We start from the raw sequence: 25,948 nt of genomic DNA, 5'->3' as shown, positions 1-25,948 counted from the left end.
GGCGGACCCGGCCGTGCCGGGCGGCCGCGGCGTCCGGCGATGCTGGACCCGCGCGACGCGGAGGACCTCCCGGGGGAGCTCGACCCGGCGCTGCGCGACCAGGTCGCCCACACGACGGCCCAGGTGATCGTGCGCCGGGCGCGCGACGCAGAGGACCCGCAGGTCGTCGAGCGCCTCGTGCACCTCGTCGAGACCGAGGGGCTCGACGTCGTCGCCGCGCTGTGGGCCGACGCGGCCCCGAACTCCCTCCCGGGGGCGCTCTGGCGGTTGTACGTCCTGCGCGAGTGGGTGCGTCGCGACCCGCAGACCGTCACGCTGCGCTACCGGCTCGGCGTCGACGCCGCACCCGTCCACGAGGCCATCGCGGGCGTCCCCCGGCCCCCGGGCCCGCAGGACGTGCGCGACCTCGCCGACGCCGTGCTGTCCGGCGTCTTCACGGGAGACCTCGCCGTCGCTCTCGAGCGTGCGGGCTCGTTCTGCCGGATCCTCGCGACCGGCGCAGCATTCGACGCGGACTCGCGCGAGGTCGCCGACCCGTCCGGCGCGCTGCGGATGACCCGGGGTGCGGCGTCGTTGCTGCGCACCGCCCAGGAGCTCGAGCACGCGGCCGATCTCTGGCGCGCCGACCGTCTGGACTGACCAGCCGCCGCGACAGAACACTCGCCGACAACGCACGGTCCGAGCCGCGCCGAGGTAGAACCGTGGTCGCGCGAGGTAGAGCCCTGGTCGGCCGAGGTGGTGCTCGCCGGGTCGCGTCGGCGCGGGTCGTGCCCTGGTGAATGACGACCAGGGTGAGTCGAAGCCGGGAGACGCGGCGCCCCCACCCACCCCGGCACCCAGGGCGACCAGACCGCCGTCGGGCACGAGAACCAGGGTTCTACCTCGGCGGACCGGGGGCTACCCGGGTGCTGGTCGTACGCACGGTGAGGGGCCGGGTTCTCCGGAGCGCGAACACGAGGTCGGAGCAGTTCCGGGACGTCCGGAGGGCACGTACGATGGTCGACGACGCCGGGCCGCGGTAGCCCCGGGCTCCACACTCAGCCGCTTCGAGCGGCCACGCGCCGAGAGGCGCTCCCGGCCCGGCGTCCTCATCTCGGCAGGTCCCCGATCCGGTCACCGGCAACGACGCCAGGTGCCCGCTCGTGACCATCCTGCGACTGTGCGCGGCGGCTCGCGACGATTCCAGCATCGGTCCGCGCGTCGGCTACATTTGACGAGAGTTCGACGTGCGTTCATCCAGAGATCATCCGACCGAGATCAGTGACCACCCCGGCCGACCGGTTTCACCGGCCACCGAGCGGCCCCCGCGGCCGACGCCAGCTCAGCCCTCGACCCCGCGTCCCTTCCGGAGCCCCCCGTGCGCCTGCGCCTGACACCGCGCGACACCTCGTTCTTCGACCTTCTCGCCGCGCTGGCGCAGCACCTGGTCACCGGATCCACGCTCCTCGCCGAGCTGCTCGGCGCCGACCGCGCGACCCGCAAGCAGCTCGCCAAGCAGCTCAGCGAGACCGAGCACCTCGCGGACGACGCGACGCACTCGATCATGCGGCGCCTCAACCAGACGTTCGTCACCCCGTTCGACCGCGACGACATCTACGCGCTCGCGTCCGCGCTCGACGACTGCATGGACTACATGGAGGAGGCGGCCGACCTCATCGTCCTGTACAAGGTCGACGAGCTCCCGGCGCGGGTGTCGGAGCAGGTGCAGGTGCTGCAGCGTGCGTCGGAGCTCACCGCCGAGGCGATGCCGCGCCTGCGCGCGATGGACGACCTCGCGGAGTACTGGGTCGAGGTGAACCGCCTCGAGAACCAGGCGGACAAGGTCCACCGCAAGCTCCTCGCCCAGCTCTTCGACGAGGTCACGGACCCGATCCTCCTCATGAAGCTCAAGGAGATCGTGGAGATCCTCGAGCAGGCGGCCGACGCCTTCGAGAAGGTCGCCAACACCGTCGAGACCATCGCGCTCAAGGAGTCCTGAGCCCCGTGGAGGCAGTGCTCGTCGTCGTCGTCGTGGCGTTCGCCCTGGCGTTCGACTACACCAACGGGTTCCACGACGCCGCGAACGCCATCGCGACGTCGGTCTCGACCAGGGCCCTCACACCGCGCGCGGCGCTCATCATGGCGGCGGTGTTCAACCTCATCGGCGCGCTGCTCGGCACCGAGGTCGCGCAGACCATCGCGGAGGACATCGTCGCGGTGAACGACGTCCCGCCCCACCAGGGCCTCGTCATCGTGCTGTGCGGTCTCGTCGGCGCGATCACGTGGAACCTCATCACGTGGTGGCTGGGCCTCCCCTCGTCGTCGACGCACGCGATCATCGGTGGCCTCGCGGGCGTCGGGGTCGCGTCCGGGATCACGGTGCACTGGGACGCGATCCTCGACAAGGTCGTGCTCCCCATGATCTTCTCGCCGCTCATCGGGTTCGGCCTCGCGTTCGTCCTCATGGTCGGCGTGCTGTGGATCTTCCGGAACGCGGCACCGGCCAGGGCTTTCCGCCGGTTCCGCATCGCGCAGACCGCGTCCGCCGCCGCCATGGCCCTCGGCCACGGTCTGCAGGACGCGCAGAAGACGATGGGCGTCATCGTGCTCGCCCTCGTCGCGGGCGGGTTCCAGGACGACAACACCATCCCGCTGTGGGTCAAGCTCTCGGCGGCGACCGCGATCTCGCTCGGGACGTACGCCGGCGGTTGGCGCATCATGCGCACGCTCGGCCGCAAGATCATCGAGCTCGACCCGGCGCGCGGGTTCGTCGCCGAGTCCGTCGCCTCCGTCGTCCTCTACGCGAACGCCTTCATCTTCCACGCGCCCGTCTCGACCACCCACACCATCACCTCGGCGATCATGGGCGTCGGTGCGACGAAGCGACTCTCGGCCGTGCGCTGGGGCGTCGCGAAGAACATCGGCATCGCGTGGGTCCTCACGATCCCGATGGCCGCGCTCGTCGCCGCCGTCATGTACTGGATCCTCAGCCCGATCCTCATCTGAGTCCCGGCCCGCGGGACCAGGATCCGCTCAGTGCAGCGGCGGTGCCACCTTCTCCGCGGCGACGACGCGGGGGCCGCGCGACGTGCGGGCCACGTGGGCGACGATCATCTCGCCCGGCTCGAGGTAGGGGTCGTCGGTGGGCAGGGCGTTCGCGACGGCGCGGCGCGAGTGCTGGCCGAGCACGTCGAGGACGGTCGGCAGCACGGGCCGGTGCGTGCACAGCACCGACGAGCGCTCCGACTCGAGGAGCTCTCGGGTCGTCCGGGCCACGCGCGCGGGGGAGCGCTCGTGCTGCGCCTCGGTGAGGTGGTCGGTGCTCGCCGGCTCCGACCCGGACGCGCCCGCGTAGGGCGCGATCGTCTGGGCGCAGCGGTCCCACCGGCTCGTCACGACGGTCTCGACGCCGTACGCCGCGAGCACCGGCACGAGCGCCATCGCCTGCGCGTGGCCGGCGGGCGTCAGCGGCCGGTGCTGCTCCTCGCCGTGCCACGCGGCCCGGGCGACCGCCTTGCCGTGGCGCACGATGACGACGACGTGCGTCGCCAGCCGGCCGTCGTCGTGCTCGCGCACGAGCGCCTCGAGCGGTGTCCGGTCCGCGTACCGCGTGAGCCGGCGAGCGGCGTCGTCGACGGAGAGCCACACCGCGCTGTCGATCTCCTGCGGGGAGACGGGCGGGACGGGCGCGCGGGCGGCGAGCGCTCCCGCGTCCCGCGACGTCGACGCCTTGCGCGCGGCCCAGTAGTGCACCCGCTTCACGCGGCCCTCGGCCGTCAGGTACTGCAGGCCCGGGAGCGGCACGCCGAGGACGACCGGTTTGCCCGTCTCCTCGGCGACCTCGCGCGCGGCTGCCGCCTGGAACGTCTCACCCGGGTCGAGCTTGCCCTTGGGCCACGACCAGTCGTCGTAGCGGGGCCGGTGCACGAGGCGGACCTGCAGCACGTCGTCGTGCACCCGCCACACGAGCGCGCCGGCCGACTCGATGACCGGTGCGTGCGCCACGTGCGTGGGTCCGAGGGCGGGCATCAGGGGCACGCCGGTGTGCAGGGCGGTCGGTGGCACTCCCATCCGCTACCGCCTCCCGCTGAGACGACGCCGCTGGCGCTGCACGAGGCTCGCCTGGAGGTCGACGAGCGGTCCGCCGTCGGGAGCGGCGTCGGGGCGGTGCCACGTCCCGTCCGCGTCCAGGTGCCACGACGCCGTGCGCTCGGACATCGACGTCTCCAGCAGGTCGAGCAGCTCGAGCACCTGGTCCGGGTCGGAGATGCGCACGAGCGCCTCGACACGGCGGTCGAGGTTGCGGTGCATGAGGTCGGCCGACCCGATGAACACCTCGGGCCCGCTCTCCGGGCCCTCGCCGATGGCGGGCCCCGCCGAGTTCGCGAACGCGAAGATGCGCGAGTGCTCGAGGAACCGGCCGAGGATCGAGCGCACCCGGATGTTCTCGCTCAGGCCGGGCACACCCGGGCGGACGGAGCAGATGCCGCGCACCACGAGGTCGACCTGCACGCCCGCCTGCGACGCGCGGTAGAGCGCGTCGAGCGTCGTCTCGTCGACGACGGAGTTGACCTTGATCCTCACCCACGCCTCGTGCCCGGCGCGGGCGGCGGCGGCCTCGCGGTCGATGCGCTCGAGGAGCCCCGTGCGCACGGTGCGCGGCGCGACGAGGAGGCGGTGGAAGCGGGACTGCGGCGCGTAGCCGGAGAGCTGGTTGAACAGCCGCGTGAGATCCTGCCCCATGTCGGGGTCGCAGGTGAGGAGCCCGTGGTCGGTGTACAGGCGCGCGGTCTTCGGGTGGTAGTTCCCGGTGCCGACGTGGCAGTAGCGGCGCAGCCCGTCCGACTCCTGGCGCACGACGAGCGAGAGCTTGCAGTGGGTCTTGAGCCCCACGATGCCGTACACGACGTGCACACCCGCCTGCTCGAGCTTGCGCGCCCACGAGATGTTGGCCTCCTCGTCGAACCGCGCCTTGATCTCGACGAGGGCGAGCACCTGCTTGCCCGCCTCCGCGGCGTCGATCAGCGCGTCGACGATCGGCGAGTCGCCCGACGTCCGGTACAGCGTCTGCTTGATGGCGAGCACCTTGGGGTCCGCCGCGGCCTGCTCGAGGAACGTCTGGACGGACGTCGAGAACGAGTCGTAGGGGTGGTGCAGCAGGACGTCGCGGGCGCGGATGGCGGCGAACACGTCGGTCGGCGACGAGCTCTCGACCTCGGCGAGGAGGCGGTGCGTCGTCGGCACGAACGGCGGGAAGTGCAGGTCGGCGCGGTCGAGGTCGGCGAGCAGGTTGAGGCCCGTCAGGTCGAGCGGCTCGGGCAGCTCGTAGACCTCCTCCTCCACGACACCGAGCTCGCGCACGAGCAGGGCGCGGATGCGGTCGCTGATGCCGTGCGTGAGCTCGAGCCGCACGGGCGGCCCGAAGCGACGGCGCAGCAGCTCCTTCTCCATGGCCTGGAGGAGGTTCTCGGCGTCGTCCTCCTCGACCTCGACGTCCTCGTTGCGCGTCACGCGGAACGTGTGGTGCTCGAGGACGTCCATGCCGGGGAACAGTGCGTCGAGGTGGTGGGCGATGACCTCCTCGATCGGCACGAACGACGTCGGTCCCTTGTCCGGGGCGGCGGTCCGGGTCGTCGGGGCGCTCGGGCGCCCGCGGGCGTCGACGGCGATGAAGCGCGGCAGCAGCGGCGGCACCTTGACGCGCGCGAAGTGCTCCTTGCCCGTCGCCGGGTTCGCGACGACGACCGCGAGGTTGAGCGACAGCCCGGAGATGTAGGGGAACGGGTGCGCGGGGTCGACCGCGAGCGGCGTCAGGACGGGGAAGATCTGCTTGCGGAAGTACTTGTGCAGGCGCTCCTGCTCGCGCGTCTCGAGCTCGTCCCAGTGCACGAGCGTGATGCCCTCGGCGGCGAGCGCGGGCTGGACGTCGTCGCTGAACACCGTCGCGTGGCGGGTCATGAGGTCGTGCGCCCGGTCGCTGATCGCGTCGAGGACCTGGCGCGGGGACAGCCCCGAGGCCGCCGTGACCGCGATGCCGGTGGCCATGCGGCGCTTCAGGCCGGCGACCCGCACCATGAAGAACTCGTCCAGGTTCGACGCGAAGATCGCGAGGAACCGCACGCGCTCGAGCAACGGCTGGCGGGGGTCCTCGGCGAGCTCGAGCACGCGCTGGTTGAACGCGAGCCAGCTCAGCTCGCGGTCGGCGAACCGGTCGTCGGGCAGCGGCTCGAGGTCGAGCCCCGCATCCAGGGGCTCGATCTCGGGCTCCTCCGCGATGTGCTCCGCGATGTGCGCGGCCAGGTCGGAGTCGAGCGTGCGCTGGGTGGACGTCTCGGTCATGGGTTCATGGTGGCACCAGTTGGTGAACGGCGCGTGACTCGGGTCACCGACCGGACCGGGCGTCCCGGCACCCTCACGCGTCGTCCGCGGCCTGGCGCGCGTACTGGACGTGGACCGCCCGGCGCGTGAAGCCGGCGCGCTCGTACGTGCGCACCGCCGGCACGTTGTCCCCGTCCACGTACAGCACCGCGGTGCTCACGCCGCGCGCCGCGAGGTGGGCGAGCCCGACGGCGGTGAGCAGCCGGCCCAGGCCCTCGCCCTGGGCGGCGGGCACCACGCCGACGACGTAGATCTCGCCCTCGCGCGCGCCGTCTGCCTGGCCCGTCGGCACCTTGGTCCACACGAAGCCCACCGGCTCGGGCGCCGCGCTCCCGGACGCCGGGTCGCGCTCGAGCAGGAGCAGCCCGGCAGGGTCGAACCAGTCCTCGCGCGTCCGGGCGCGCAGGTCGGCGACGGTCAGGCCGCCCTGCTCCGGGTGGTGCGCGAAGGCGAGCGCGTTCGCCCGGACCCACGCGTCGTCGTCGGGCCCGGGGACGAACGCGCGCAGCCGCAGGCCGTCCGGGACGGCGGGCTGCGGGTGCTCGGCCGGCGTACCGAGCCGGCGCTCGAGCACGAGCAGCTCGCGCACGGCGACGTAGCCCGCTCGTGCCGCGAGCGCTCGCGCCGGGGGAAGGTCGCCGTGGGCCCACACGCGCAGGGGCGCGCGGGGGCCGACGGGGACGCCCTCGTGCTCGGCGGTCCCGCCGACGTGGGACGCGTCGGGAGCCTCGGCGGCGGACGGGGTCGGCTCGGCCGCGCGGTCGGCGGCGCTGCCCAGCAGGTGGAAGCCCAGGCCGTGGCGCCGGTGCGTCGGGCGGACGACGAGCTCGGCGCTCGGCGCCTCGCCGCGCTTGTCCACCTGTGCGTACCCGGCGAGCTCGCCGCCGCGCCACGTGAGCAGGTGCACGACGTCGTCCGGCGCCTCGCGCAGGTTGAGCAGCGGCTGCTCGGACAGCGGGGCGACGCCGTCCTCGCGCTCGGCCACCACGGCGAGGTCGTGGACCTGCGCGATCTCGACGTCGTCGATGAGCGGCCCGGTGTGCCAGAGGATCGCGGTCTCCACCGGTCCATCTTGCCCCCGGCGCCGCGATCGGCGCGCCGCGGCTCCGGGCGCCGGAGCGAGCGTCCGGTGGCAGGAAGACGACGTCGCGTGGCGCTGTCGCCCCTCGCCAGCGGGTGCGCGGACCGCCTAGCGTTCGAGGGTGAGCACCGAACCCCGCCCCGAGCTCGGCAGCGAGAGTCTCGCCGCACTGCCCCTACACGCCCCGCTGCCCACGCAGCGCCGCACGCTCACGACGCTCTCCGCGACGCAGGTGGTCGCGGGTGTGGGGGTGGCCAGCGGCATCGCCGTCGCGCCGTTGATCGCTTCGGCGCTCTCCGGCTCGGACGCGATCGCCGGGCTCACGGCGACTGCCGGCGTCGTCGGTGCGGCGCTGGTCGCGCTGCCCCTCGCGCACGTCGCGGGGAGCCGCGGCCGGCGGCCCTCGCTGCTCCTCGGCTTCGGCGTCGCGACGGCGGGCGCGGCGCTCGCGACCGTCGCGGTCCTCGCGGGATCCTGGCCCCTGCTCGTCGTCGCGATGCTGCTGTTCGGCTCGGGCGCCGCCGCCGGTCTCGCCGCGCGGTTCGCCGCGACGGACCTCGCGGCCCCCGACCGCCGGGCGCGCGACCTGTCCGTCGTCGTCTGGGCGACGACGGTCGGGTCCGTCGTCGGTCCGACGCTCGCCGGGGTCGCCGACCGCGCGGCCGGGTCGGCGCTGCGCCTCGGCGCCGACCAGCACGCGGGCCACGGTGCGGCGCCGCCCAGCGCGGCGCCCTTCGTGCTCGCCGCCGTGGCGTTCGCGCTCGCGGCGACGGTGGTCGCCGTGTGGCTGCGGCCCGACCCGCTCGTAGCGTCCCGGGTGCTGCAGGAGTCGGCCGGCGCGCGGGACGGACGCCCCGGCGGGGAGGCGCCCACCGGTGCGCGGTGGTCCGCGGGGCTGCGCTCCGGCTGGGCGGTCGTGTCGGCCAGCCCGACGGCGCGGCTCGCGCTCGGCGCGATCGTCCTGAGCCACCTCGTGATGGTCGGGCTCATGTCGATGACGCCCGTGCACATGAACCACGGCGGCGCCACGCTCCAGGTCGTGGGACTCGTCATCAGCGCGCACATCGCCGGCATGTACGCGCTGAGCCCGGTGGTCGGCTGGCTCGCCGACCGCGTGGGGCACGCGCGCGTGCTGTTCCTCGGGCTCGCGCTGCTGCTGGCGGCGGCGGTCGTCGTGGCCGGTGCGCCGGGCGAGGACTCGGCACGCCTCACGGTCGGTCTCGTGCTGCTCGGGCTGGGGTGGTCCTGCGGGCTCGTCGCCGGGTCGGCGCTCCTGGTCGACGCGACCCCGGCGGCGTCGCGCACGTCCGTGCAGGGGCTCTCCGACCTGTCGATGAACGGCGGTGGCGCGGTCGGTGGCATCCTCGCCGGCGCGATCATCGGGTTCTCGTCGTACGGCGCGCTCGCGTGGGGCGCGGCGGTGCTCGTCGTCGTGTGCGCGGTCGCGGCGCTCCCGCTGGCACGCGCCGCGCGGCTCGAGGTCGGGCGGTGACCGGTCGGCATCTCGTGCGCTGATCGGCACGCGAGGGGAGAGGTCGGCACCTCCGGTTGCCGAACGGTGCAGCCGGTGCCGAACCGTGGGTGATCCCTCGGCGACCCTCCGTCAGTGATCCGCCCAGCGCGGGAGCCGGGTCGTCGCGTCGGTGCGTGCGGCACCGACCTGGGCCGGGGTGAGGAACAGCGCGGACGAGAGGTCGGCACCGCGGGCGTCCGCGCCACGCAGGTCGGCACCGAGGAGGTCGACGGCGGCGAGCGCCGCACCGCGCAGGTCCGCACCGAGGAGCAGCGCGCCGCGCAGGTCGAATCCGGTGAGGTCCAGGCCGCGCAGGTCCACCCCGACGAGGTCCGCGCCCGGGCGCAACCGACGCCGCATCGCGGGCCCGGGCACGCGGCGGCCGACGGCGGACGTCGCCCGGGCGGAGGAGTCCCCCACGTCGGACGTCGCCGGGGCGGAGGAGTCCCCCACGTCGGACGTCGCCGGGGCGGAGGAGTCCCCCACGTCGGACGTCGCCGGGGCAGAGGTGTTCCCGACGCGAAGGCGTGCCTGGGCGTCCCGGCCGGCGGTGCGCACGAGGACGCTCGCGCGGTCGATCAGCGGCCCGACGTCCCGGCGGACCGCGCCGACGTCGAGCGCGAGCAGGTCCGCCGGGGCGAGGTCCGCGAAGGGCGCGGTCCGGTCGAGGGCCCGACGGGCGTCGTCGTGCACGCGAGCCGCGGCGGCCAGCGACAGCACCTCCGCGAGGTACCAGAGCAGCTCGTGGAGCTGTGTCACGATCGGCAGCGCGGCGAACGCGTCGCGGGCCGCGGCGGGGTCGTCGCGCCATGTCGCGCCGTCGTGCGCGGACCGGACGGCGGCCGTGACGCGCTGCCCGGCGCCGAGGCAGTCGTACGCGACGCACCCGGGGAAGCCGCGCTCGGGCAGGCGGGAGTGGATGCCGCAGCCGAAGTCGTCGCGCAGGTTCGGGCACGGGGTCCCCGCGGGCTTGTCGATCGCGAAGTCGGCCGAGCGCACGAGGTGCAGGCCGACGCAGCACAAGCCCGTGCAGCGCGCGCAGTCGCTGCGCAGGTCGAGCTGCTCGACCAGGAGGGTGCGGCCGTCGGCCTCGGGAACAGGTGGCACCTCTCGACGCTACGCCGTCCACGGCGCACCGAGCACGGGCATATCGACCGCCGAGCACGAGCCTGCGTCCGCACGAGAACGGGGTTGGTGTCGTCATCGCGCGGATGACGACACCAACCCCGTGGTCGCCGGTGGGCCGGTCAGTCCTCCGAGGACGACGGCTGCTGCAGGCCGGCCGAGATGAGCTCCATGACGGACGAGTCCGCGAGGGTCGTCGCGTCGCCGACCGTGCGGTTCTCCGCGACGTCGCGCAGCAGGCGCCGCATGATCTTGCCCGACCGGGTCTTGGGCAGCTCCGCCACGACGAGGATCCGCTTCGGCTTGGCGATCGGGCCGATCTCCTTCGCCACGTGGTTGCGCAGGTCGGTCTGCACGGCGGCGGCGCCGTCGGCGTCCGAGGCCCGGCCCGCGTGCTCGCCGCGCAGGATGACGAACGCGACGACGGCCTGGCCCGTGAGGTCGTCGTTCGCCCCGACGACGGCGGCCTCCGCGACGATCTCGTGCGACACGAGCGCGGACTCGATCTCCGTCGTCGACAGCCGGTGGCCCGAGACGTTCATGACGTCGTCGACGCGCCCCAGCAGCCAGATGTCGCCGTCGTCGTCCTTCTTGGCGCCGTCGCCCGCGAAGTAGATCCCGGGGAAGCGCGACCAGTACGTGTCCTTGAACCGCTCGAGGTCGCCCCAGATGCCGCGCAGCATCGACGGCCACGGCTCCGTCAGCACGAGGTACCCGCCGCCACCGTTCGGCACGGAGTGCGCCTCGTCGTCGACGACGTCCGCGACGATGCCCGGCAGCGGCACCTGGGCGGAGCCCGGCTTGGCCGCCGTGACGCCGGGGAGCGGGGAGATCATGATCGCGCCCGTCTCCGTCTGCCACCACGTGTCGACGATCGGCGTCCGGTCGCCGCCGATGACGCGGCGGTACCACATCCACGCCTCGGGGTTGATGGGCTCGCCCACCGAGCCGAGCACGCGCAGCGAAGACAGGTCGAACTTCGCGGGGATCTCCTCGCCCCACTTCATGCACGCGCGGATCGCGGTCGGCGCGGTGTAGAGGATCGAGACCTTGTACTTCTCGACGAGCTCCCACCAGCGGCCCTGGTGCGGCGTGTCGGGCGTGCCCTCGTAGATCACCTGCGTCGCGCCGTTGAGCAGCGGTCCGTAGACGACGTACGAGTGCCCCGTGACCCAGCCGACGTCGGCCGTGCACCAGTAGACGTCGCTCTCGGCCTTGAGGTCGAAGACGTTGCGGTGCGTGTACGCGGTCTGCGTGAGGTACCCGCCCGTCGTGTGGAGGATGCCCTTCGGCTTCCCCGTCGTGCCGGAGGTGTAGAGGATGAACAGCGGGTGCTCGGCGTCGACCCACACGGGCGTGTGCGTCGTGTCGGCGGACTCGAGCGCGTCGTGCCACCACACGTCGCGGCCCTCGGTCCAGGCCGTGTCCTGGCCCGTGCGCCGCACGACGAGCACGTGCTCGACGGTCGTGGGGTCGGCGCCCTCCTTGGGGCCGATCGCCTCGTCGACCGCGGGCTTGAGCGCCGACGCGGACCCGCGGCGGTAGCCGCCGTCGGCGGTGATGACGAGCTTCGCCCCCGCGTCGGCGATGCGGCTGCGCAGCGCGTCCGCGGAGAACCCGCCGAACACGACCGAGTGCGGGGCGCCGATCCGTGCGCACGCGAGCATCGCGACGACGGCCTCGACGACCATCGGCAGGTAGACGACGACGCGGTCGCCCGTCTCGACGCCCAGCGCGGCGAGCGCGTTCGCCGCGCGCGACACCTCGCGCTGCAGCTCCGCGTACGTCACCGTGCGCGTGTCGCCCGGCTCGCCCTCGAAGTGGAGGGCGACCCGGTCGCCGAGCCCCGCCTCGACGTGACGGTCGACGGCGTTGTAGGCGGCATTGAGCGTGCCGTCGGCGAACCAGCGGGCGACGGGCGCCTGAGACCAGTCGAGCGTCTCGGTGAAGGGCGTGCGCCACGAGACGAGGTCGTTCGCCTGCCGGGCCCAGAACGCGAGCCGGTCGGCCTGCGCCTCCTCGTAGAGGCCTGGCCTCGCGTTCGCCTGCGCGGCGAACTCCGGGCTCGGCGGGAAGCTCCGGGTCTCGTGGAGGAGGTTCTCCAGGCTCGGGCTGGCGCCCGCCGCCGCTGTGGTGGACTCGTTCTCTGGCACGCTGACCTCCGGTGCGCATCGACTCTGGTGCGGTCCCGCCGAACCGATGCCATCACCCGGGGCGACGTGACGGTTCGACCGTACGACGGGGCGCTCGGCCCCACGACCGGGGCCCCGACGTGGCGAGTGTAGACCCGCCCGGGTGACCGCCGTCACCTTAGTCCGCGGTTCGGCGGGGCCGCTCACAAAAGCGGACCGCCGGCCGAGGGGAGGCGACGGCGCGCCCGTCCGTCAGCGCCGGCGGCGTTGGCGCACGGCCTCGTAGAGCACGACCGTCGTCGCGCTCGCGGCGTTGAGCGAGCTCGCCGACCCGGACATCGGGATGCTCACCATGACGTCGCACGCCTCGCGCCAGCCCGTGCTCAGCCCGGTCGTCTCGTTGCCGGTGAGGACGAGCGTCGGGCCGGTGAGGTCGTGGTCGGCGAGCTCGACGTCACCGTGCTCGTCCGTGCCGAGGATCGTGAGCGGGCGACCCGCGTCGCGCTGCGCCGCGACCCAGTCGAGCACCTCGCGCCCTGACGGGACGCGGACCGTCGGCACGGAGAAGATCGAGCCGGTGCTCGCACGCACGGCGCGCGGGTCGTACGGGTCGGCCGCGTGCCCGGCGACCACGAGTCCCGTACCGCCGAACGCGTCGAGCGAGCGCGCGACCGTCCCCACGTTGCCGGGGCTCGTGGGCCGGTCGAGCACGACCCCGAGGAAGTCGTCCCCGACCGGGATCCGGTCCAGGTCGTCGGCCGGGGTCGCGACGACGGCGAGCAGCTCGGGCGCGTCGTCCTCCTTGCCACCGAGCTCGCGCAGGAGGTCGGTCGACACCGCGAACTGCTTCGCCCGCACGCGGTCGAGCATCGCGTGCGCCCACGTCGACAGCGACCGGTCGGCGTCGACGAGCCACGTCCGCACGGTCCACCCGGACTCGACGGCGACCGTGATCGGACGGACGCCCTGCACGACCATCTCGCCCGCGCGGTGCCGCTTGGTGCGGTTGGTGAGCAGCGCCTCCCACTGCTGGAACGCCGCGTTGCGGGTCGTGACGCGCTGCACCTCAGGCCTCCGGGGTGGCGGTCGTCGGGGAGGCGGTCGCGACGCGCGGCAGGCCGCCCGTCAGCGCGGCGGGCTCGGCGGCGTCCGCCTCGCGCGCGGCGCGCTCGACCGCGGCGGCGACGAGCGTCGTCACCTCGGGGTTGAAGACGCTCGGGATGATGTAGGTCGGGTTGAGCTGGTCCTCGTGGATCGCGGACGCGAGCGCGCGCGCCGCGGCGAGCAGCATCCCGTCGGTGATGCGGTGCGACTGCGCGTCGAGCAGACCGCGGAACACGCCGGGGAACGCGAGGACGTTGTTGATCTGGTTCGCGAAGTCGGACCGCCCGGTGCCGACGATCGCCGCATGCTTCGCCGCCTCGACGGGGTCGACCTCGGGCCGCGGGTTCGCCATCGCGAAGACGATCGCACCGGGTGCCATGCGCGCGACGTCGTCGCCCGTGATGACGTCGGGCGCGGACACGCCGATGAACACGTCGGCGTCCACGACGGCGTCGCGCAGCGTCCCGGTGACGCGCCGCGGGTTCGTGTTGACGGCCGTCCACGCGAGGGACGGCGACAGACCCGGGCGCTCCGGGTGCACGACGCCCTCGACGTCCGCGACCACGACGTCGTGCGCGCCTGCGGAGAGCAGGAGCTTGAGCACCGCGGTGCCCGCCGCGCCCGCTCCGGACAGCACGATGCGCACGTCCGGCAGCTCCTTGCCGACGACCTTGAGCGCGTTCGTCAGCGCGGCGAGCGCGACGATCGCGGTGCCGTGCTGGTCGTCGTGGAACACGGGGATGTCGAGCTCGGCTCGCAGGCGCGCCTCGATCTCGAAGCAGCGCGGCGCCGAGATGTCCTCGAGGTTGATGCCGGCGAACACGGGCGCGATGGCCTTGACCGTGCGGACGATCTCGTCGACGTCGGTCGTGTCGAGCGCGATGGGGAACGCGTCGATGTCCGCGAAGCGCTTGAACAGCGCGGCCTTGCCCTCCATGACCGGGAGCGACGCGAGCGGGCCGATGTCGCCGAGGCCGAGCACGGCCGACCCGTCGGTGACCACCGCGATCGTGTTGCGCTTGATCGTGAGGCGCCGGGCGTCGTCGGGGTTCGCGGCGATGGCCTCGCACACGCGCGCGACGCCGGGCGTGTAGATCATCGACAGGTCGTCGCGGTTGCGGATCGGTACCTTCGACTCGATCTTCAGCTTGCCGCCCAGGTGCAGCAGGAACGTGCGGTCCGAGACCCGCTCGACGACCACGCCGAGCAGGGCGCGCAGCGCCTCGACGATCTGGCCGGCGTGCTCCTCGCCGCGCGTCGCGACCGTGACGTCGACCGTGATGCGCTCGTGGCCCGACGCCGTGACGTCGAGCGCCGAGACGATGCCGCCGGTGTGCTCGATCGCCGTCGTCAGCTCGCTCACGGCGGTGGGGCGCGCCTCGACCTGGAGGCGGACGGTGATGGAGGAGGAGACACTCGGCGCTGACGTCATGGGCCCCAGTATCGGGCCTTGCCTGCGTGCGAGCATGCGAGCGGGAGCACCTGCCCAGGATCGGGTGATGTTCGGGAAAATGTTGCTTTCCGCAGGCAGCGGAGATAGTGTATTTCCAGAACGGGAGGTCACCGTGGAGACAGCCGAGCTCCAGTCTGAGGCAGACGTCCTGAGAGTCTGCCTCGAGATGCTCAAGGCGCGACTGCCGACCACCTGGGCCATGTCGCACGACACCGTGCGCGGGAGGAGCGACGGTCGGGACATCGACGCAGTCCTCGAGATCGTCGATCCCGAAGGTCGGTCGGCGACGGTCGTCGTGGAGGTGAAGCGAGCGGTCCAGGGCCGGGACGTTCCGTTGCTGACCGAGCGGCTTCGCTCCGCTGCCCAGGAAGCGGGCGCATCGGCACTTCTCGTCGCCGCGCGCTACCTGTCTCCGCCCGTGCGCCAGCGGTTGGCCGATGCGGGTGTCGCGTTCGCCGACGTGACGGGAAACGTACGTCTCGAGCTCTCCAAGCCAGGGCTCTACGTCGCGGACAAGGGGGCGGACTCGGACCCGTGGAGAGGACCGGGAAGGCCACGCGGAACGCTCAAGGGAGCGCCAGCAACCCGAGTGGTGCGCGCCCTGCTGGACGTCGATCGCTCCTGGACCGTTCGTGAGCTCGTGCGGGAGTCGGGCGCATCGACGGGGGCGACGTACCGCGTCGTCGAGTTCCTCGAGCAGGAGGGACTCGTAGAGAGAACGCAGGGCGGCCCGTTCCAGGTCCTGGACTGGATGCCGCTCCTTCGCCGTTGGGCAGACGACTACGGATTCGTGAGGAGCAACAGGATGTCGCGGTGGATCGCGCCCCGGGGCGTGGAGAACGTCCTCCTGCGACTGCAGTCCTCGAACACGCCGTACGCAGTGACCGGCTCCGTGGCCGCAGAGGTGTGGGCACCGTACGCTCCTGCCCGATCGGTGATGGTGTACGTCGCCGACGTGGAGGGCGCGGCTCGCGATCTGGGGCTGCGGCCGACCGAGGCGGGCGTGAACGTCCTGCTCGCTGTCCCTGAGACGGATGCTCCGTTCCGTCGTACAAGCACGACCAAACGTGGGGTTGTCGTCGCGGCGCCCGCTCAGGTCGCTGTCGATCTGATGTCAGGGCCCGGGAGAAGCCCTTCCGAGGCCGAGGAGCTCTTGACGTGGATGGAACGCAACGAAGATGCCTGGCGCCGGAAGTAGAGATCTGCTCGTACGGTCGCGCGCGGCGCTGATCGACGCCGTCGATGCTCTGTCCGAGCACCAGGAAGCGATCGTGGTCATCGGGGCGCAGGCCGTCTATCTGCGGGTCGCGGGTGCCCCTGTAGCCCTCGCGGAATCCACCAAGGACAGCGACGTGGCCGTCGACCGTCGCCTCCTCGAGGACGAGCCGCTGCTCGAGGACGCGATGACTGCGGCAGGATTTCGACTCGACCCGATCTCGAGACAGCCGGGTGCGTGGTTGAGCCCCGACGGGCTGCCCGTGGACCTGATGATCCCCGAGGCGCTGGCCGGGTCGGGTGGAAAGAACGCTCGTGGCGCGAGAATCCCGCCGCACGACAAGCGGGCTGTTCGACGAGCCAGAGGGCTGGAAGCGGCCGTCGTGGACAACGACGTGATCGACGTCGCCGCGCTCGACTCGTCCGACGCTCGTCGTCGGAGGGTGCGAGTTGCGGGGCCGAGCGCACTGCTGGTCGCCAAGCTGCACAAGATCCACGAGCGAAGCCTGGATCCGAAGCGGCTTGTGGACAAGGATGCGCACGACATCTATCGGATTCTCCGAGGGACCGAGACGAGCGAGCTCGTACGTCGGATGGCGGTCCTGCTCGGCGACGAGCTGCGCCGCGACGTCACGGTCGAGGCGATCGCGCATCTCGAGCGTCTCTTCGCGACAGGGCCCGAGGCACCCGGGGCCGTCATGGCGGGAAGGGCAGAAGAAGGCGTCGGGGATCCGATCACCGTGGCGCTCGCGGCGTCAATACTCGCGGAGGATCTGCTCGAGGCGCTTCGCCTGGATCCTCCGGCCCCCACAGGTGACGGTCCCGTGCGCTGACGGAGAGAGCCCGAGCCGTGGCGTGGTCGAAGGCCGCGCGCCCGCCCGCGAACTCCGGGGCACGACGACGGCGCCCTCTCGGGCGCCGTGGTCGCCAGCGGGTGGCGGCTAGCAGGCGCGCTCGCTCCAAGTCGCTGCAACGGTTCGGGGGCCGTCGTGGCCTGGTCCGCCCGGTCAGCGAGTCCTTCGGTGGACTGTCCTGCGCGTGGGTACCGCCGTCGTGCTGTTGTCCTTCCATGACAGCCCCCGCAGCCCCGGAGCGCAAGCGTTCGGCGGGACGTGCACACCGTGTTCTACGGCTGTTCGAACCGACGTCGCCGTAGTCCTCGCCACACCAGCCACACCACGAGCCCGACGGCGACGACGCCGGTGGCGGCGAGGGCCGGCGTCGACCCGGCCAGGTGCGAGCGCAGGGCGACGGGCTTGGTGAAGGTCAGGCCGCCCCAGCCGTGCTCGGCGGCCAGGCGCCGCAACCCGCGGTCGGGGTTGACGACGAACGCGTGCCCGACGGCGGCGAGCATCGGGGCGTCCGTGACCGAGTCGGAGTAGGCGTAGCTGGCCTCGAGGTCGTAGCCCTCGCGTGCCGCGAGCTCGCGGATCGCGGCGGCCTTGTTCTCGCCGTAGGCGTAGAAGTCGATCCCACCCGTGTACCGGCCGTCCTCGACGGCCATGCGCGAGGAGATCGCGTGGTCCGCGCCGAGCACCGCGGCGATGGGCTCGACGACCTCGCTCCCCGAGGCCGAGACGACGACCACGTCGTGCCCGTGCTCGTGGTGCGACTCGATGAGCTCGACCGCCTCGGCGTACACGACGGGGTCGATGTGCTCGTGCAGGGTCTCCGCGACGATGCGCGACACCGTGGCGACGTCCCAACCGGTGACGAGGCTCGACAGGTGCGCGCGCATGCGCTCCGTCTGGTCGGCGTCCGCGCCGCCCACCATGAAGAGGAAGTGCGCGTACGCGCTACGCAGCACGTCGGTGCGGTTGATGAGCCCGCCCGCGAAAAAGGGGCGGGAGAACGCCGCGGCGGACGACGTCGCGATGATCGTCTTGTCGAGGTCGAAGAACGCGGCGACCCGGCCGGGCCGGGGCTCCGGCGCGGACGTCGGGTCCGGGTGCGGGGTCACGGTCGCGAGCCTAGCCGCGGATCGTGGCCGTCCACAGGTGCGCTCGCCGACGCTCGTGTCCACAGCCGCCCTGCCGCGCGTGGCGAGGGCGCCCGCTCGCCGTCCAGGGTGGCGCCACGGGATCCGGACGAGGGAGGGCGCGTGGGCGGGGCGGTCGTGGGGGTGGTCGGCGCACGGGGCGGCGCCGGAGCGAGCGTCGTCGCGGCGGCGCTCGCGCGCGGTGCGGCCCGACGGCGGGTCCCGACGTGCCTCGTCGACCTCGCCCTCGTGAGCGGCGGGCTCGACGTCCTGCTCGGCGTCGAGGAGGAGCCCGGCGTGCGCTGGCCCGACCTCACCGACGCGCGCGGCCGCCTCGACGGTGACGAGCTGCTGGCCCGCCTGCCGCGCTGGAGCGCCGTGCCGGTCGTGAGCACGGAGCGCGGCAGCGGCCCGGAGCCGGCCGCGCTCGCGGACGTGGTCGCCGCCCTCGCCGAGGTCACGGCGGCGCGCTCCGGCGTCCTCGTGCTCGACGTCGATCGCACCGCGCTCACGTCGGGCTCGAGCACGCACGGCGTGCTCGAGGCGTGCGACGAGGTGCTCGTCGTGACTCCGCTCGACGTCCTCGCCGTGGCCGGGGTGGCGGCCGTCCGGGACCGGCTGGACGTCCCGGCGGCGCTCGTCGTGCGCCGACCCGCGCCCGGACGGCTGTCCGGCGCGGAGGTGGCCGACGCCGTCGGGCTCGACGTCGCGGCGACCGTGCGCTGGGACCGGGGGCTCGCGGGAGCGATCGAGCGGGGCGCCGGCCCCTGCGCGGCGCGCGGCCCGGTCGAGCGGGCAGGGCGCGCGCTCGCCGCGCGGTACGTCGGTGGTGCGCCGTGAGCACGCGGGCGGGCGCCACGCCGGGTGCGCTGCTCGACGGCGTGCGGGACCGTCTCGTGCGGGCGGGGCCCGGTGGGGACGGGCGCGGGAGCGACGGGAGCGGTGCTCCGCCCGACGACGCCGCGGTCGCCGCGGCGCTTCGCGCGTCGGGCCGCGTGCTCGGTACGACCGCGTTGCGCGAGCTGACCCGCACGGCGCGCGCCGAGCTCTACGGCGCGGGCGCGCTGCAGCAGTTCCTCGACGAGCCGGGCGTCACCGACGTGCTCGTCAACGGGCCGCACGACGTGTGGGTCGACCGCGGGCACGGCCTGCAGAAGGTCGACGTGCCGCTCGGCGGGCCCGACGACGTCCGTGCGCTCGCGGTGCGCCTCGCCGCCGCGGGTGGTCAGCGCCTCGACGACGCCTCGCCCGTCGTGGATGCGCGCCTGCCCGACGGGACGCGGCTCCACGCCGTCGTCGCGCCGGTGTGCGCGGCGGGCGCCGTGATCTCGCTGCGCGTCCTGCGGACCCGCACGTTCGGCCTGAGCGACCTCGTCGCGAGCGGGACCGTCCCGCCCGCCTGGGAGCCGACGCTGCGCGCCCTCGTCGCGCGGCGCGCGAGCGTGCTCGTCTCCGGCGGCACCGGCACGGGCAAGACGACGCTCCTCGCCGCGCTGCTCGCGCTCGTCCCGCCCGACGAGCGGATCGTGTGCGTCGAGGAGGCCCGCGAGCTGGACCCCGACCACCCGCACGTCGTGCCGCTCACCGCGCGCCGGCCCAACGTCGAGGGCGCGGGCGGCGTCGACCTCGCCGACCTCGTGCGCGCCGCGCTGCGCATGCGGCCCGACCGCATCGTGCTCGGCGAGTGCCGCGGGGCCGAGGTGCGCGAGGTCCTCATGGCGCTCAACACCGGCCACGAGGGCGGCCTCGCGACCATCCACGCGAACGACGTCGAGGTGGTCCCGGCACGCCTCGAGGCGCTCGCCGCGCTCGCGGGCATGGACCGTGCCGCGCTCGCCGCCCAGGCCGTCGGCGGGCTCGACGTGGTCCTGCACCTGCGGCGGGTGCGCACGGCGGGTGGGACCCGGAGGGTGCTCTCGCAGGTCGGCGTCGTACGGCTGGACGAGCGCGACGCGCTGCGCGTCGACGTCGCCGGGTCCTGGGACGGCGAGGGCGGGCCGGTGCACGGTCCGGCGTGGGCCGAGGTCGTGCGTCGGTGGCCGTCGTGAGGCGGGTGGACGTCGTGGGCCGGGGGTCGGTGTGACGGCCGTCGTGGGCGTGCTCGTCGGGACGGCGTTGTGGTGCGTGCTCGCGCGCGGCGGGCGCAGCGCGCGGTCGGTGGCAGGGCCCGGTGCCGCAGCGCGCACTGGTGCGGCCGCGCCGAGCGCACGACGGCGGACCGCGACGTCGCCCGAGCTCGTCCGGGTCGTCGTGACCCAGGTCGGGGCGCTGCTGCGCGCCGGTGCCGCCCCGGGGACAGCGTGGACGCGCGCCGTCGGGGTCCGGGTCGATCCGTCCGGCGTGCCGCGGGCGACGGACCTCGCTCCGCACGTCGGCGGCCTCCCGACCGCGCGCGCTCTCGTCGCGGCGTGCCGCCTCGCCGTGGAGGTGGGCGCGCCGCTCGCGACCGTGCTCGAGGAGGTCGCGGCCTCGGTCGCCGCCGACGCCGAGGCCCGCGCGGAACGGGAGGCGGCGCTCGCCGGCCCGCGCGCGACCGCCCGCGTCCTGCTGTGGCTGCCGATCGTGGGCGTGCTGCTCGGCTACGTGCTCGGGGCGGACCCGCTCGGTACGGCGACCGACGGCGGTCTCGGCTCGGTCGGCGTTCTCCTCGGCGTCCTCCTGCTGCTGGCGGGACGCACGTGGTCCGCGCGGCTCGTCGAGCGCGCGCGTGCCGTAGGGGAGGACCGATGACGACGCTCGTCGTCGCGGCGTGCCTCCTCGTCGCCGTGTCGCCGTGGTGGGCCGCGCGCGCGGTCGTCGAGCGGAGGGCGACGACCGTAGGCGCGGATCTGACGCCGCACGGCGGGCAGGCGGAGGGCGGTACGACGGGGTCGTCGCGTGCGTCCCGGCGGCCCGCGGACGAGGGCCGGATCGAGATCGGCGTGGTCCTCGAGCTCCTCGCCACGGCGGTCCGAGCGGGTGCGTCCGTGCCGCGAGCGCTCGACGCGGTCGGCGCGGCCGTCGGCGGGCCGGACGGCGCGTCGCTGCGCGCTGCCGGGGCCGCGCTCGTCCTCGGGGCGTCATGGGACGCCGCGTGGTCGGGCTGCCCGGACCGGGTCGTCGTCGTGCAGCGGGCGCTGCGGCCCGCGTGGGTGCACGGCGCCGCGCCCGCGCCGTCGCTCCGGGCGGCGGGCGAGACGCTGCGCCAGGACCGCACGGCGGCCGCGAGGACCGCTGCGGGCCGCCTCGCCGTCCACCTCGTCCTCCCGCTGGGCGCGTGCTACCTCCCGGCGTTCGTCCTGGTCGGGCTGCTGCCGGTGCTCATCTCGCTCGGGTCCGGCCTCCTCGGTGGTGGGTAGCCGTGGACACGCTCACGGGTGCGCGCCCCGAACACACCGTGATCGGGCACGTCGACGGCGTACCTTCGTCCGTGTCGGAGCAGCCACGACCTCGACCGGGGAGGGACAGATGCAGGGCGACGCACTGCAGCAGGTCGCACGAGACGCCGCGGCGTCGCTCGCGGACGTCAGCCGTGGTCGGCCGTTCACGCCGCGCCTGGAGGTGTGGAAGGTGCGGGACAAGGTCTTCCTCATCGTCACCGAGGACGATCCGGACCTGCAGATCATCACCGTCAAGGTCGACCCCCACCACGGCGACGCACTACGCCGCGACCACGAATCGATCACGCCGGGGCACTACCTCGACAAGGTGCACTGGATCTCCGTCGGCCCGGGGCGCGGCGTCACGAAGCAGCTGGTCGACGACCTGGTGCACGGCTCCTACGACCTCGCGGCAGGCCACCACCGGAGGTCGTCGACGTGAGCGCCCAGGGCCGACGACCCGCTCTCCGGGTGGCGAGGGAAGCCGTCCTGGGCATCGTCCTGGCGGCGATGTCGGGCTGTGCCGGTGCCGACGCCGGCACGCGAACCGCGTACTGCCAGCCTGGGGATCCGGTGGTGACACCGCAGGCCATCGCTCCGGGCGACGAGCTGCAGGTCGAGACCGCCGGACGCGACGACGGTGCGGACCGCGAGCCGCGCATGCCCGCCAATGCGCGGTACGAGGTCCGGATCACGTCCCTGGAACCTGCCGACGACCCGGAGCAGGGCCGCTACGCTGAGGTCCTCGGGTCTCTGGACCCGAGCAGCGACGGCGATGCCGAGGGCATGGTCCGGGTCCCCGACGAGATGCCGGAGGGCGCGGCGGAGGTGTCGCTCAGACTCCAGGGCGCCCTGACCGCGTGCGACCTCGACCCCACCATCGGGTGCGCGAAGCCTCCGTTCGCGCCGGTCGAGATCACCGACTGAGCGGCACCGGCGAGGTCCGTCGGCTCGCGGGCCTGCCCGCGCCGAAGACGCTATCCCCCGGTGCTCGCGCCGTGGAGCTCACGCCGCCGCCGGAGGTGTGCCCGCTCGACCCGGTTGGCGCACCGCTCCACCGCGAGGTCGAGCGCGGCGAGCGCCTCGTCGCGGCGTCCCGCCCGGGCGAGGAGCTCGCCGCGCACGGCCGGCAGGCGGTGGTGGTGCGGCAGGGCCGCGTCGAGCCCGTCGAGGAGCGCGAGCCCGGCGTCGGGTCCGGACGCCTCGGCCACGGCGACGGCGCGAGCCAGCCGCACGACGGGCGATCCCGTCTGCTCCTCGAGCTCGGCGTACAGCGCGGCGATCGTGCCCCAGTCGGTCTGCTCCGGCGTGGGAGCGGTCGCGTGCAGCGCGGCGACCCGCGCCTGGAGGAGGTGCTCGCGCGCGAGCCCGGCGACGTCGTCGGGCACGGACGCGAGGACCGCCAGCCCGACGGCGATCTCGTCCTGGTGCCAGCGGGTCCGGTCCTGGTCCGGGAGCAGCACGAGCTCGCCGTCCGGGCCCGTGCGCGCATCGCGTCGCGAGTGCTGGAGCACGAGCAGCGCCAGGAGGGCACGCACGGCGGGACGACCGGGGAGCAGCTCGTCGAGCAGCCGGGCGAGCCGGATGGCCTCGCCCGCGAGGGCGACCCGCACGAGATCGGGCCCCGTCCCGGGCGCGTACCCCGCCGTGAACGTGAGGTAGAGAACGGTGACGACGACGTCGAGCCGCTCCTCGAGCCGGTCCGCCGCCGGCACCGCGAACGGGATGCCCGACGCCGCGAGACGCTTCTTCGCGCGCGTGAGCCGCGCGGCCATCGTGGCCTCGGGCACGAGGAAGAGGCGGGCGATGTCGGGCACCCCCAGCCCCGCGACGAAGCGCAGCGTGAGCGCCGCACGCGCCTCGGGTGCGAGTGCGGGGTGGCAGCATGCGAAGACGAGGCGCAGCCGCTCGTCGGGCACGTGGGCGCCGTCGTCGAGGTCTGCGCCCGGCTCCTCGGAGCCGGGCCGCGCGCGCTCCTCCACGACCATGAGCGGCTCCTTCCGCAAGGCGACGGCCTCGGCGCGCAGGCGGTCGAGGACCCGTCGGCCGGCCGCGGTGCGCAGCCAGCCGGCGGGGTTCGCGGGGACGCCGTCGACCGGCCACGTGCGCGCTGCGGCAGCGAACGCGTCCGCGAGGGCGTCCTCGGCGAGGTCCGGGCGCCGGTACCGAGCGACGAGCGCGGCGAGCAGGCGGGCCCAGTGGTCCCGCCAGGCCGCCGTGAGCGCGTCGTCGGTCGTCACGCGCACGCCGTCGTCACGGGCCGTCCAGGTCCACGACGGGCCGGATCTCCACGGTGTACGCGGGTAGGAGCGCGACGGTCTCGATCGCCGCGTCGAGGTCCGGCAGGTCGACGACGTAGAACCCGCCGAGCTGCTCCACCGTCTCGGCGAACGGACCCTCGGTCACGAGGACCGAGTCGCCGTCGCGGCGGACCGTCGTCGCGGCCGACACCGTGCTCAGCGCCTCGCCGGAGACGATCTCGCCACGCTCGCGGACCGCCGTCGCGAAGGCCTCGTGACGGCGGACGGACTCCGCGCGCTCCACCTCTGTCGCGCGCTCCCAGACCTGCTCGTCCTCGTGCAGGAGGACCATGAACCTCACGACGCCGTCCCCGTCGTCGTGCCGGTGGGCGCGGCGGTGCCGGCGACCACGAGGGGTTCGGCAACGCCCTGCTCGTCCTCGGGGACGGTCCCGCGGAGCTCGAAGACCTCCGGGCTGCCCGCGAACGCCTCCTCGATGACGCGGACCAGGCCGTCGACGTCGGCGGTCGTCACGGTGTAGTACCCGCCCACCTGCTCGGCGAGCTCGGTGTACGGGCCGTCGGTCACGAGCGCTGCGTTCTGTGCGCGGGGCCGCACGACCCGGGCGTCGGCCGCCTTCCGCAGCTCGCCCGACGCGGTGATCGTGTGGCCCTCCGCCGCGGCCAGGCGCGTGAACTCGTCGTGCCGTCGCATGTACTGGGTGCGCCGCTCGGCGTGACCTGCCGGTTCGTCGGCGAGCGCCTCCCAGGCGCGCTCGTCGTCGTGGACGAGGATGACGTACTCGGTGCTCATGGCGTCTCCAGACGTCGTGCGTGCGCCCGTGCCGGGCGCGGACCCCGACGGGGTCCTGCCTCGTTGACGCGCGAGACCCGCCCGGATCGACACGACCGCGGAACCGGGCGGTGGCGGCCGTCCCGCTCACTGTGCCAGAGGGGCCGGGAGGTCCGCACGGGCAGACCGTGGGCGACCGCACGAGATCGACCTCCGACCGCCAGGGGATCGCCGGGAGACGGCGCAGATCGAGCGGATCCGCCCAGCCTGGCCGTCCACAGTCCCGTCCTGTGTGAGCTCGTCCACCGATGCTCAGGAGCGCTCGTCGGGCTTGCGCGGTTCGTCGCCACAGTGGCCTTGCACGCCCGCGACCGCGGGCCACGAAGGAAGGGGTCGACCATGACCAGACAGGCAGGGCGCGCGCTCGCGCGCCTCACGGGGAGGAGCACGGGGCAGGACGCGGAGGCGGGCCTCGCGACGGCCGAGTACGCGATCGCGACGGTGGCCGCGGCCGGCTTCGCGGGGCTGCTTATCGCCGTGCTCAGGAGCGGCGAGGTGCGCGAGCTGCTGCTCGGCATCGTGCGCAGCGCGCTCTCGCTGGGCTGAGCCGTGCGACGGGACGAGGGGTCGGCTGGGCAGCCCGGCGACGCGCGCCGGTCGTCGGAAGAGCGGCCGACCCGTCCGGCGGAACCGTCGGGGCGGAGGCGCTCTCCCGGCGCGCCTAGGAGGCGGCGGCGTGACGACCGGGAGCGCGGTGCGGTGACGGCCGAGCTCGCGGTCGCGCTGCCGGCGGTCGTCCTCGTCCTCGTCGCGGTCCTCACCCTCGCCGCGGCGGCGGGCGCCCAGATGCGCTCCGCCGACGCGGCGAGGGCGGCCGCACGCGCGGCCGCGATCGGCGAGGCTGACGACGTCGTGCGGGCGACCGCCCGTCGGGTGGCCGGAGACGGTGCGGACGTGAGCGTCGTGCGCGGCGACCCGTGGGTCGAGGTCCGCGTGACGACGCCGGTCGTCGGCGGGTGGTTGTCCGCGACGCCGCTGCGCGCGAGCGGCGAGGCAGTCGCCTGGGTCGAGCCGTGACCGAACGTCACCGCGAACCACGCGGCGACCTCGAGCGGGGCGCGGGGACGGTCCTCGTGCTCGGCGTGGTCGCCACCGTCCTGGTCCTCGCGGCCGGTCTCGGCGCCCTCGCGCACGCGCAGGCCGCGCGCGGCCAGGCCCAGACCGGCGCCGACCTCGCGGCCCTGGCCGCCGCCACGGCCTCGCTGGATGGCTGGGACGCGTGCGCCCGCGCCCATGAGGTCGCAGCACGCAACGACGTGCTCGTCACGACGTGCGACGAGCAGGGCGCCGGTGTCGTCCGCATCGACGTCGAGAGACGAACCGGCGTCACCGTCCTCGGCGTCTCCCTCGGCCGCGCGACCGCCGCCGCCCGAGCAGGCCCGGCGACCGCGCGCTGACCAGGTGTCGCTCGCGAGGCAGAACCGTGGTTCGTGCCCGGGTCCGCGTGCGGGGCGGCGTCGGTGCTCGGGCTGGCTTGTGCGTTGTCGTGGTCGGGTCCGCGGCGGGGCGGCGTCGGTGCTCGGGCTGTCCGCGCTGTCG

The 25,948-nt window shown here is 74.2% G+C and carries 26 protein-coding genes; 15 read left to right on the top strand and 11 right to left on the bottom strand.

Annotated elements, in window-relative coordinates:
* Positions 1-39: 39 nt before the first annotated feature.
* From AC4H2H_RS17310 to AC4H2H_RS17300, 3 genes are all read left to right on the top strand, one after another.
* Positions 40-639 (top strand): hypothetical protein, encoded by a 600-nt coding sequence (locus AC4H2H_RS17310; protein ID WP_494372083.1) that lies wholly within the window; start codon positions 40-42, stop codon positions 637-639.
* 718 nt (positions 640-1,357) lie between these two features.
* A complete protein-coding gene (locus AC4H2H_RS17305; protein ID WP_494372063.1) occupies positions 1,358-1,978 on the top strand; it encodes a DUF47 domain-containing protein in 621 nt (206 codons plus the stop codon).
* A gap of 5 nt (positions 1,979-1,983) precedes the next feature.
* Positions 1,984-2,985, top strand: a complete 1,002-nt coding sequence (locus AC4H2H_RS17300; protein ID WP_494372062.1) for an inorganic phosphate transporter — start codon at positions 1,984-1,986, stop codon at positions 2,983-2,985.
* Between the two features lie 27 nt (positions 2,986-3,012).
* Here AC4H2H_RS17300 and AC4H2H_RS17295 read toward each other — a convergent pair whose 3' ends face one another.
* The 3 genes from AC4H2H_RS17295 to mshD form a co-directional block, all read right to left on the bottom strand.
* On the bottom strand, positions 3,013-4,050 hold the full coding sequence (locus tag AC4H2H_RS17295; protein ID WP_494372061.1) for an NUDIX hydrolase: 1,038 nt from the start codon (positions 4,048-4,050) through the stop codon (positions 3,013-3,015).
* A gap of 3 nt (positions 4,051-4,053) precedes the next feature.
* Positions 4,054-6,318, bottom strand: coding sequence for an RNA degradosome polyphosphate kinase (locus AC4H2H_RS17290; protein WP_494372060.1), 2,265 nt, complete (start codon positions 6,316-6,318; stop codon positions 4,054-4,056).
* Positions 6,319-6,391: 73 nt separating this feature from the next.
* Positions 6,392-7,420: a mycothiol synthase gene (mshD, locus tag AC4H2H_RS17285; RefSeq protein WP_494372059.1), complete on the bottom strand. Its 1,029-nt coding sequence runs from the start codon at positions 7,418-7,420 to the stop codon at positions 6,392-6,394.
* Between the two features lie 139 nt (positions 7,421-7,559).
* Between mshD and AC4H2H_RS17280 the strand changes: the two genes are divergently transcribed.
* Complete coding sequence (locus tag AC4H2H_RS17280) at positions 7,560-8,930, top strand: MFS transporter (RefSeq protein WP_494372058.1); 1,371 nt, start codon at positions 7,560-7,562, stop codon at positions 8,928-8,930.
* A gap of 111 nt (positions 8,931-9,041) precedes the next feature.
* Here AC4H2H_RS17280 and AC4H2H_RS17275 read toward each other — a convergent pair whose 3' ends face one another.
* The 4 genes from AC4H2H_RS17275 to AC4H2H_RS17260 form a co-directional block, all read right to left on the bottom strand.
* On the bottom strand, positions 9,042-10,058 hold the full coding sequence (locus tag AC4H2H_RS17275) for a pentapeptide repeat-containing protein (protein ID WP_494372057.1): 1,017 nt from the start codon (positions 10,056-10,058) through the stop codon (positions 9,042-9,044).
* A gap of 140 nt (positions 10,059-10,198) precedes the next feature.
* On the bottom strand, positions 10,199-12,229 hold the full coding sequence (gene acs, locus AC4H2H_RS17270; protein WP_494372056.1) for an acetate--CoA ligase: 2,031 nt from the start codon (positions 12,227-12,229) through the stop codon (positions 10,199-10,201).
* Positions 12,230-12,460: 231 nt separating this feature from the next.
* The gene (locus AC4H2H_RS17265) at positions 12,461-13,273 is read right to left on the bottom strand and encodes a TrmH family RNA methyltransferase (protein WP_494372055.1); all 813 of its coding nucleotides are present in this window, start codon (positions 13,271-13,273) and stop codon (positions 12,461-12,463) included.
* A 1-nt stretch (position 13,274) separates the two neighbouring features.
* On the bottom strand, positions 13,275-14,744 hold the full coding sequence (locus tag AC4H2H_RS17260) for an NAD-dependent malic enzyme (protein ID WP_494372054.1): 1,470 nt from the start codon (positions 14,742-14,744) through the stop codon (positions 13,275-13,277).
* 133 nt (positions 14,745-14,877) lie between these two features.
* On the opposite strand from AC4H2H_RS17260, the gene AC4H2H_RS17255 reads away from it, so the two are divergent.
* Both AC4H2H_RS17255 and AC4H2H_RS17250 read left to right on the top strand, forming a co-directional pair.
* Positions 14,878-15,963 carry a helix-turn-helix domain-containing protein gene (locus AC4H2H_RS17255; protein WP_494372053.1) on the top strand — a complete coding sequence of 362 codons (1,086 nt, stop codon included), beginning with the start codon at positions 14,878-14,880 and terminating at the stop codon, positions 15,961-15,963.
* A 280-nt stretch (positions 15,964-16,243) separates the two neighbouring features.
* On the top strand, positions 16,244-16,813 hold the full coding sequence (locus AC4H2H_RS17250; protein ID WP_494372052.1) for a hypothetical protein: 570 nt from the start codon (positions 16,244-16,246) through the stop codon (positions 16,811-16,813).
* A 293-nt stretch (positions 16,814-17,106) separates the two neighbouring features.
* Here the strand turns inward: AC4H2H_RS17250 and AC4H2H_RS17245 are convergent, their stop codons facing one another.
* Positions 17,107-17,940 (bottom strand): HAD family hydrolase, encoded by an 834-nt coding sequence (locus tag AC4H2H_RS17245; protein ID WP_494372051.1) that lies wholly within the window; start codon positions 17,938-17,940, stop codon positions 17,107-17,109.
* A 141-nt stretch (positions 17,941-18,081) separates the two neighbouring features.
* Between AC4H2H_RS17245 and ssd the strand changes: the two genes are divergently transcribed.
* From ssd to AC4H2H_RS17215, 6 genes are all read left to right on the top strand, one after another.
* The gene (ssd, locus tag AC4H2H_RS17240) at positions 18,082-18,798 is read left to right on the top strand and encodes a septum site-determining protein Ssd (protein ID WP_494372050.1); all 717 of its coding nucleotides are present in this window, start codon (positions 18,082-18,084) and stop codon (positions 18,796-18,798) included.
* Complete coding sequence (locus AC4H2H_RS17235) at positions 18,795-20,006, top strand: TadA family conjugal transfer-associated ATPase (protein WP_494372049.1); 1,212 nt, start codon at positions 18,795-18,797, stop codon at positions 20,004-20,006. Before ssd ends, AC4H2H_RS17235 begins: the two co-directional genes overlap by 4 nt.
* A 31-nt stretch (positions 20,007-20,037) precedes the next feature.
* Positions 20,038-20,688, top strand: coding sequence for a hypothetical protein (locus AC4H2H_RS17230; protein WP_494372048.1), 651 nt, complete (start codon positions 20,038-20,040; stop codon positions 20,686-20,688).
* Positions 20,685-21,296, top strand: coding sequence for a type II secretion system F family protein (locus AC4H2H_RS17225; protein WP_494372047.1), 612 nt, complete (start codon positions 20,685-20,687; stop codon positions 21,294-21,296). Before AC4H2H_RS17230 ends, AC4H2H_RS17225 begins: the two co-directional genes overlap by 4 nt.
* A 109-nt stretch (positions 21,297-21,405) precedes the next feature.
* Entirely contained in the window at positions 21,406-21,759 is a 354-nt protein-coding gene (locus AC4H2H_RS17220) for an MmcQ/YjbR family DNA-binding protein (protein ID WP_494372046.1), read from the top strand.
* Positions 21,760-21,893: 134 nt separating this feature from the next.
* Complete coding sequence (locus AC4H2H_RS17215) at positions 21,894-22,244, top strand: hypothetical protein (protein ID WP_494372045.1); 351 nt, start codon at positions 21,894-21,896, stop codon at positions 22,242-22,244.
* Between the two features lie 50 nt (positions 22,245-22,294).
* Here AC4H2H_RS17215 and AC4H2H_RS17210 read toward each other — a convergent pair whose 3' ends face one another.
* From AC4H2H_RS17210 to AC4H2H_RS17200, 3 genes are read right to left on the bottom strand one after another with little or no spacing between them, the layout of a single operon-like run.
* Entirely contained in the window at positions 22,295-23,557 is a 1,263-nt protein-coding gene (locus AC4H2H_RS17210) for an RNA polymerase sigma factor (RefSeq protein ID WP_494372044.1), read from the bottom strand.
* Positions 23,558-23,570: 13 nt separating this feature from the next.
* Entirely contained in the window at positions 23,571-23,909 is a 339-nt protein-coding gene (locus tag AC4H2H_RS17205) for a YciI family protein (protein ID WP_494372082.1), read from the bottom strand.
* A 5-nt stretch (positions 23,910-23,914) separates the two neighbouring features.
* Positions 23,915-24,370: a YciI family protein gene (locus tag AC4H2H_RS17200; protein ID WP_494372043.1), complete on the bottom strand. Its 456-nt coding sequence runs from the start codon at positions 24,368-24,370 to the stop codon at positions 23,915-23,917.
* A gap of 378 nt (positions 24,371-24,748) precedes the next feature.
* Between AC4H2H_RS17200 and AC4H2H_RS17195 the strand changes: the two genes are divergently transcribed.
* The 3 genes from AC4H2H_RS17195 (at position 24,749) to AC4H2H_RS17185 (ending at position 25,806) form a co-directional block, all read left to right on the top strand.
* Entirely contained in the window at positions 24,749-24,955 is a 207-nt protein-coding gene (locus tag AC4H2H_RS17195; protein WP_494372042.1) for a DUF4244 domain-containing protein, read from the top strand.
* Positions 24,956-25,108: 153 nt separating this feature from the next.
* On the top strand, positions 25,109-25,426 hold the full coding sequence (locus AC4H2H_RS17190; RefSeq protein ID WP_494372041.1) for a TadE family type IV pilus minor pilin: 318 nt from the start codon (positions 25,109-25,111) through the stop codon (positions 25,424-25,426).
* On the top strand, positions 25,423-25,806 hold the full coding sequence (locus AC4H2H_RS17185; RefSeq protein WP_494372040.1) for an Rv3654c family TadE-like protein: 384 nt from the start codon (positions 25,423-25,425) through the stop codon (positions 25,804-25,806). Before AC4H2H_RS17190 ends, AC4H2H_RS17185 begins: the two co-directional genes overlap by 4 nt.
* The last annotated feature ends 142 nt before the right edge of the window (positions 25,807-25,948 follow it).

This window comes from Cellulosimicrobium sp. BMG9.22, assembly GCF_059159975.1.
This window is presented reverse-complemented; position numbering and strand designations above follow the sequence as displayed.

Bases quoted from the DNA above. Each gene is read 5' to 3' on its own strand.
- AC4H2H_RS17225 (WP_494372047.1), top strand. From the start codon at position 20,685: ATGACGACGCTCGTCGTCGCGGCGTGCCTCCTCGTCGCCGTGTCGCCG.
- AC4H2H_RS17310 (WP_494372083.1), top strand. From the start codon at position 40: ATGCTGGACCCGCGCGACGCGGAGGACCTCCCGGGGGAGCTCGACCCG.
- AC4H2H_RS17220 (WP_494372046.1), top strand. From the start codon at position 21,406: ATGCAGGGCGACGCACTGCAGCAGGTCGCACGAGACGCCGCGGCGTCG.
- AC4H2H_RS17295 (WP_494372061.1), bottom strand. From the start codon at position 4,050: ATGGGAGTGCCACCGACCGCCCTGCACACCGGCGTGCCCCTGATGCCC.
- AC4H2H_RS17290 (WP_494372060.1), bottom strand. From the start codon at position 6,318: ATGACCGAGACGTCCACCCAGCGCACGCTCGACTCCGACCTGGCCGCG.
- AC4H2H_RS17195 (WP_494372042.1), top strand. From the start codon at position 24,749: ATGACCAGACAGGCAGGGCGCGCGCTCGCGCGCCTCACGGGGAGGAGC.
- AC4H2H_RS17200 (WP_494372043.1), bottom strand. From the start codon at position 24,370: ATGAGCACCGAGTACGTCATCCTCGTCCACGACGACGAGCGCGCCTGG.
- AC4H2H_RS17205 (WP_494372082.1), bottom strand. From the start codon at position 23,909: ATGGTCCTCCTGCACGAGGACGAGCAGGTCTGGGAGCGCGCGACAGAG.
- AC4H2H_RS17260 (WP_494372054.1), bottom strand. From the start codon at position 14,744: ATGACGTCAGCGCCGAGTGTCTCCTCCTCCATCACCGTCCGCCTCCAG.